This is a genomic window from Corynebacterium sp. HMSC05C01 (assembly GCF_001807155.1).
GTDB classification, from domain to species: Bacteria; Actinomycetota; Actinomycetes; order Mycobacteriales; family Mycobacteriaceae; genus Corynebacterium; species Corynebacterium coyleae.
The window spans coordinates 174,771-181,205 of the sequence record NZ_KV787948.1 but is presented as its reverse complement, the minus strand read 5'-3'; the positions used below and the strand labels follow the sequence as shown (position 1 = coordinate 181,205).

Sequence of the window (6,435 nt, the reverse complement as noted above, 5' to 3'; positions counted from 1 at the left end):
AACAACCTTCGCACCCTTAACCGGCTCATCATTGTCATCCTTGACAACACCAGAGACCGAACCCTTATCAGCAGTAATGGTGAAGGCTGCGTCCTTGTTGGTTTCCTTGGACTTGACCTCAATGTCTCTAAAGCTCGGCTCGATGGAGTGGTCCTGAGGTGCCGTTGCCGAGACCCTGTACTTACCCGGGTACAGGTTATCCAGGCTGTATCCCCCATTCGTCTTCTTCAGCGTCTGGTTGATGTTCTTCGGGCCACCCGTAACGACAACCGAAGCGGGGTCAACCGGCCCAGAGAACGATGCGGCAAGTCCGCCACGGATCAGCGGAACCGTCAGCTTAGTGGCATTGGTGCCCTTACCTGGCTCAACGTTGACGGACTCAACTTGAGACGCCTTATACGTATTCCCCGCGAGCACCTGTGCGGTGTACGAACCAGTCTCGAATTTGCCGGCGTCGAAACGGCCGTCCTTATCCGTGGTCTTTGTCGTCTTGGTGGTAGCACCCTGCTTGACGACGACCGTAGCGCCCTCTACCGGGTTACCCAGATCGTCGACAACCGTGCCGGTGACTTGGTTGAGGGAACCCACCCTCAGCGTCGTGGAGCCACCCTCGCCGACGCGCGCATTAAGTGATGCACTACCACCGGAGTACGACTCGCCTGCGGAAACACTTGCGACGTAATTGCCCGGCGTCAGCCCCGTAAACGTAGCCACACCTTGCGCATTGGTGGTTGCTGAAGTTCCGTCGCTCAGTGTGACCTTGACGCCAGGCATCGGCGTACCCGCGTCGTTAACAACGGTGACCTTACCTTCTACCTTGTCAGCGGTGACCTTGAACTTGAGGTTGGCCTCTTGATCTGGTTCAACCTGCTTCGTGGCCTCATTGCGGCCCTCGACCGAGTATCCCTTTTTCACCGGAGTGACTGTCACGGTGTATTCGCCGATCTTCAGGGGTTTCAACGAAAAGGAACCAGTCATATTCTCCAACGTGTCATTGAAGTCTGGCCCTTGCACCGTTACGTTCACTGGATTCGACGAGGAGACGTTTTCCAGATTTACCCGCAGCGATCCCTTTTTAGTCTCTAGTACGAAATCTGCACGGGTGCTCTCGCCCTTGTTTACCGGTTTCTGCACGGCGTTTGGCAGCATGTGAGATTTGCTTAAGTTGCCGCCATCGACGATAGAAACCGTTTGCGTACCGGTCTTCACATTGGAGATTGTGTAGTTACCGTTCTTGTCGGTGACTGCTTCTTGTCCACCAGCTGTCACCTTCACGCCAGCAAGCGGGCCGTCTTCGTCTTTGACGGTGCCTGTGATCGAGCCCCGGTCACGCGAAACGTTCAGCTCGACACGATTTTCTTGGTCCAGCCGCACATCAACACGATTGCCTGCAACCGGTTTCCCACCGACCTTGACAGTGCCAGAATAGTCGTCCGGTTGTACCACCGTGAACGTGTATTCGCCTGGAAGCAACTCTGTCAGCCAGAAGCTGTCATCTATATTTCGGAGGTAACCACTCACGTGTTCCCCCTGGACGTGGATTGTTACCGGTACTTCCTCATCGCTCCAGGAGAGGTCAACCTTCAAGATCGCGGCTGCGCGGATATCGAATTCAATGTTTTCTTCAAGGCCGTTTTTAACACTTGCCTGCTGCGTACCGGAATCCGGCTCGACAACCTTGTACCCGTAGGGAGTGATCACGGTGACGCTGTAGTCACCGACCGGCAGGTTTGAAACAGAAAGGTCCCGATCGATCCCGTCGAAGGTTTGGTCAATTCCTTGACCGACAACGCGAACGCTAACCGGGTTTTCACCCGAAACTCCCTTGAGCTTTACGTTGAGGGTTCCCTTTTCTACTGGTTTATCCAAAGGACGCAGGTTAAACGGCGAGGTTTGAGGCCTATCCCCCTGAGCAACGGCATCCCAAGGCGACTCCTTCGGCTTCTGGTACCCAGCAGGCGGAACAACTTCCACAATGTACTTCTGGTCTCGAGGAACGCCTCTGAATGAGAAGTACCCGTTCTCATCAGTAATCGCCGTCGTTACTTCCTCACGGTTGCTCTCTTTCAACAACCGCACAGTGATACCAGGAGCCACACCGGCACCCTCGCCGTTTACCTCATATCGGACGAATTCCGTATAGGAGGCACTCCCCAAAAGGAATTCCACATGTCCCGATGCGTTTGTAAAACCACCCGTTGCCCGAACTTTGTCGGCAGTCGTTTGTTGGTCCGCCTTAAACGAAATGGAACCACCAGCTGGCAAATTCTTAACCTGCTCTGCCAGAGTGAACACAAAACCGCGACCATCAGAATCCGGGGTTGCGGTGGCATCAACTGTGTATTCGGTAGAGGCGTAGCGGACCGTAGCCTTCACTGGGAAAGAATCCGTGCCCAGGAATCGCTCACGAGCCGACTCTTTAGGGTCGATACGGATGCGCACAGTATCAATGCCTGCCGGCGGCTTTTGGTGTGTATTCACAATTCCGTAGAAACGACTCCCCTTGGCGTAGGAGATCGCACCTGTCTTACCCGCTTCAACTTTGCCGGCCTGTGCCCCCGCAACCTGCACCTCCCCACCAACAACACTCGGCACAGTCAAGCCAGACAGCGCCAGCGACACTGCGGTCATACCTGCAATGGCGGTGCGTTTGCCGGAGAAGCCGCGACGTGAGGAACGGCGCGCGGAGAAGTTTGCATTGAAATCGAACGGAGAGGAAGCGTTGTTCAAGATTGCTCCAATGGTTGATTTTTCTATAACGGGAGAAATTCGGGCAAGAAGTACATAGAACACGAACTTCCGCGCGAGACTTCCAAATAATTTACCAACTTGGACAGGCGCTTTCAAGCGCACTCACATCTAAAGCCCCTGCTTAATCAGTGTTTATTCAGATTCAAAGGGTTTATTAATCTTTGCCGTAATTGCGTCTCAGAAAAACCGCTAGGGATACGAAAAGGGAAGGCCCCACACAAACCGTGTGGGGCCTTCCCGAAATTGGTGCGCCCGGAGGGATTCGAACCCCCAACCTTCTGATCCGTAGTCAGATGCTCTATCCGTTGAGCTACGGGCGCAGTGCCTGTTGGCAACGAAGAAGAACATTACACCCGGCAGGGCGCACCACCAAAACGGCAGTTCAGGACACCATTACAGGCCAAGGACACTCTTGGCGATGAGGAAGTAAATGACCAAACCGGTCGCGTCGCAGAAGGTAGAGATGAACGGGTTGGAGAACACCGCCGGGTCGGCGCCGACTGCGCGAGCGATGATCGGCATGATGCCGCCGACGGTCGCGGACATGGCGCACACACAAAAAAGTGTGGAACCGATCACAATGCCTATTTCTTGCCCGAAAACGGCCCACGCGATACCCAAACCGAGGATGCCAAGCACCGAACCAAGGGTCGCGCCGACGCGCAGTTCACGCCACATGACTTTAAAGATGTCGCCCTTGGTCACGTCGTGAAGCGCTAGCGCACGCGTCACCGTTGTCGCGGCCTGGTTACCGGTGTTGCCGCCGGTGCCGGTCAGCAGCGGAATAAATAGGGACAGCACGGTCACTTGGGCGAGCGTGTCCTCAAAGATGCCGAGCACCTGCACGGTCAGAATCGCGGAAACCGCCAGCACGAGCAGCCACACGATGCGGGATCGCACCAGGTTGAGCACCGGCGTGGACAGATACGGCTGCTTCAGCGACTCGGAACCACCCTGACGTGCGGAGTCCTCGCTGTCGGCGAACTCGACGATGTCCTGGGCCTCGTCGTAAGTAAAAATGCCCACAAGGTGCTGGCCGTTATCCACCACCGGGTACGCGAGGTGACCAGACGCGAGCAGGCGACGCGCCGCATACTCGGCGTCTTCGCTCTCCACGACGGTGGGGGTTTCGCGCATGATGGTGCCCACTTCGTCGTCCGCACGCGCCTTGAACAGGTCCTTCAGGCTGAGTACGCCGGTGACGTGGTGCATGTCGTCGATAACTGGCACGGTGTAGATCGTCTCCAGGTCATCAACATGCGCGCGCAGCTTATCGACGACCTCCTGCGCCGTCTCCGTCGCACCAACCGCCTCCACATTCGGCGACATGACACGGCCGACCGACCCCTTCTCGTAGGCGAGAATCAGGTCTGTGTAGGCGCGGTCGTCCTCATCCAACTCGTTGAGAACCCGCTCCGCCACCTCCGGATCCATGTGATCGAGCAGCATGACCAAGTCCTCGGTGCCGAGGGCATCGAACAGGCCAGGGATCTGATGATCACCTAAGGCTTCGACGATTTCGGCCTGGTGGGCGGGCGCGAGGGCGTCGAAAAGCACAGCGGCTCGAGGCGCTGGCAGCAGTCGCACCAGCTCCGCACCGCGTCTCGACGGCTGCCGCTCCACCAAACGGACGATGTCACGCAAGTCCATCCCCGCGAGTTTGTGCTGCATAGCAGCCAAATCGCGCGGGGATAGGCGGCGGCGCCGCAACTTCCGTTCAATATTGGCCAAATCAGCCGTTTGCATAGCTCTCACACCGCGAGCGTACCTGGCTTCATATTCACCCGAGCGGGGGCTATTCCCAGATAGCTATTCCGCATTTATTACGCATGTGTAAAACTTTACGAACGTTTTGCGATACATCTCGCGGAAACACCCAGGAATCGGCGTTATCGCCCAGACCCAAGGAGCCCCCATGGCAAAAACTGTACGTTCCCGACGCGTATCCATCGCGGCGGGCGCGCTCTCCCTGGCGCTGGTGGCGCCATTCGTATCCCCCGTCAGCATCACCCCGGTGGCGGCAGCTGTCGACGCCAGCGCGTTCGACACCACCTACACCACCACCAACTTCTGGGATGTCGACGAAGCAGTCGTAGAAGGGCTTGTGCTTGAGCCCGGCGACAAGGTCGAAGCAACGGCACTCCTTCTCGCCCGCAATAAATGGCGCTTCCGCACCAGCGGCTGCAACCTGATTCTCATCCGTCCAGAGGCTGCGATCTCCTTCGGGAAGGGCAACCAGAACATTGCGGTCAAGGTAACCAAGGCCGACGGCTCTTCCTTCGACACCACGCTGAAGGTCAACGTCGTGGATAAGAAGGCCGAGGGAAACACGTTCACCGAGCCTGCCGACGCCTGCCCGACCCCAGAGGAGCCAACGCCTGAGGCTCCTACCTCGGAGGAGCCGACACCTGAGGCCCCAACCTCGGAGGAGCCCGCTCCGACCACGACCGCTCCTGCAGAAGAGCCCACCTCTGAGCCGGCTCCGACGACGGCTACCCCGCCGGCGGAGGAGTCGTCGACAAGCAATGCCCCGAAGACAACCGCAAACGCCTTCAACGGTCGCTTCAACACCGCCAACTTCTGGAACAAGAAGGAAGCAGTGGTCGAAGGCCTGAAACTGCAGCCGGGTGACACCGTCGCACCGACGACGAACACGATCTTCAACTGGAACTTCCGTAACGACAACGGCACCCTCACCGTGATTCGCCCGCAGTCCGCGACTGCTTTTGGTACCGGCAACAAGGACATCGCCGTGAAGGTGACCCCCGCCGAGGGCGAGGCGTTCACGACCACGCTGCGTCTGAACGTTATCGACGAGCGCCCCGTCGGCGATTGGGAAAAGGAACTGGAGAAGACCTACCCGGTCGACTTTGAGAAGTCCACCTCCGCCAAGACGCTGGATGCGCTCAAGCTGCCGAAGGGCGTGACCCTGAGCAAGGGTGGCGTGAGCCTGCCGACCGGCTGGAGCGTCACCACCGACGCCGACGGCGTCCGCATCACCCCGCCGACCACCTTCACGGAAGGCGACATTGAACTGCCTGTCTCCGTCGAGCAGGTCCACGACGACGGCACGAAGGACACGTTCAAGGCAACGCTGAAGATTGCTGCGAAGAACCCGTCCAAGACCCCGGCTGAAGTAGCAGGTACCGCAGCAGACATTCTCGGCCCGCTGCTCGGAAGCATCATCGGCGGTGCGACCGGTGGCACCGGCCTGGGCAGCCTGATTGGCAACCTGATCGGTGGCGGCAAGGGCGAAGGCTCCGAAGGCGGCAGCGGCGGTAACGGCAGCGGCGCCGGCGGCCTCCTCGGCAACCTTCTCGGCGGTCTGCTCGGTGGCGGTAAGGACGGCAAGAGCCCGCTGGAGGGCATCGTCAAGGTTGAGGTGCAGCCGAGCGGCATCATCGTCACCGGCAACGCCAACCCGACCGTGGAGATCCGTGACAACGGCTCCAACAATGGTTCCGGCAACTCGGTCGTCGTGACGAACAATGCGAACCCGACGGTGGACATTCGCGACAACGGCTCCAACAACTCCGTGGTTGTTACCGATAATGCGAACCCGCGCGACAACTTCAACAACAACGGCAACCCGTCCGTTGTCATTACGGATAACCTGAACCCGGTTATCACGGGCAACATGAACGACAACGGGTCCAACAACGGCTCGAACAACTCCGTTGTGGT

Annotated in this window: 2 protein-coding genes, 1 tRNA gene and 1 pseudogene; 1 reads left to right on the top strand and 3 read right to left on the bottom strand. The window is 58.3% G+C overall.

Annotated features, from left to right (window positions below):
* From HMPREF3145_RS04305 to mgtE, 3 genes are all read right to left on the bottom strand, one after another.
* On the bottom strand, window positions 1-2,730 hold a 2,730-nt coding region (locus HMPREF3145_RS04305; RefSeq protein ID WP_168162444.1), incomplete at its 3' end, for an MSCRAMM family protein.
* Between the two features lie 265 nt (window positions 2,731-2,995).
* Window positions 2,996-3,071 (bottom strand) — tRNA-Arg (locus HMPREF3145_RS04300).
* A gap of 73 nt (window positions 3,072-3,144) precedes the next feature.
* Window positions 3,145-4,497, bottom strand: coding sequence for a magnesium transporter (mgtE, locus tag HMPREF3145_RS04295; RefSeq protein ID WP_070422014.1), 1,353 nt, complete (start codon window positions 4,495-4,497; stop codon window positions 3,145-3,147).
* A 169-nt stretch (window positions 4,498-4,666) separates the two neighbouring features.
* Here mgtE and HMPREF3145_RS04290 point away from each other — a divergent pair.
* Window positions 4,667-6,435: pseudogene (locus HMPREF3145_RS04290) on the top strand (hypothetical protein); the annotation flags it as partial.

Excerpts from the sequence above, each read along its gene's own strand:
- mgtE (WP_070422014.1), bottom strand. The coding sequence starts at position 4,497 with ATGCAAACGGCTGATTTGGCCAATATTGAACGGAAGTTGCGGCGCCGC.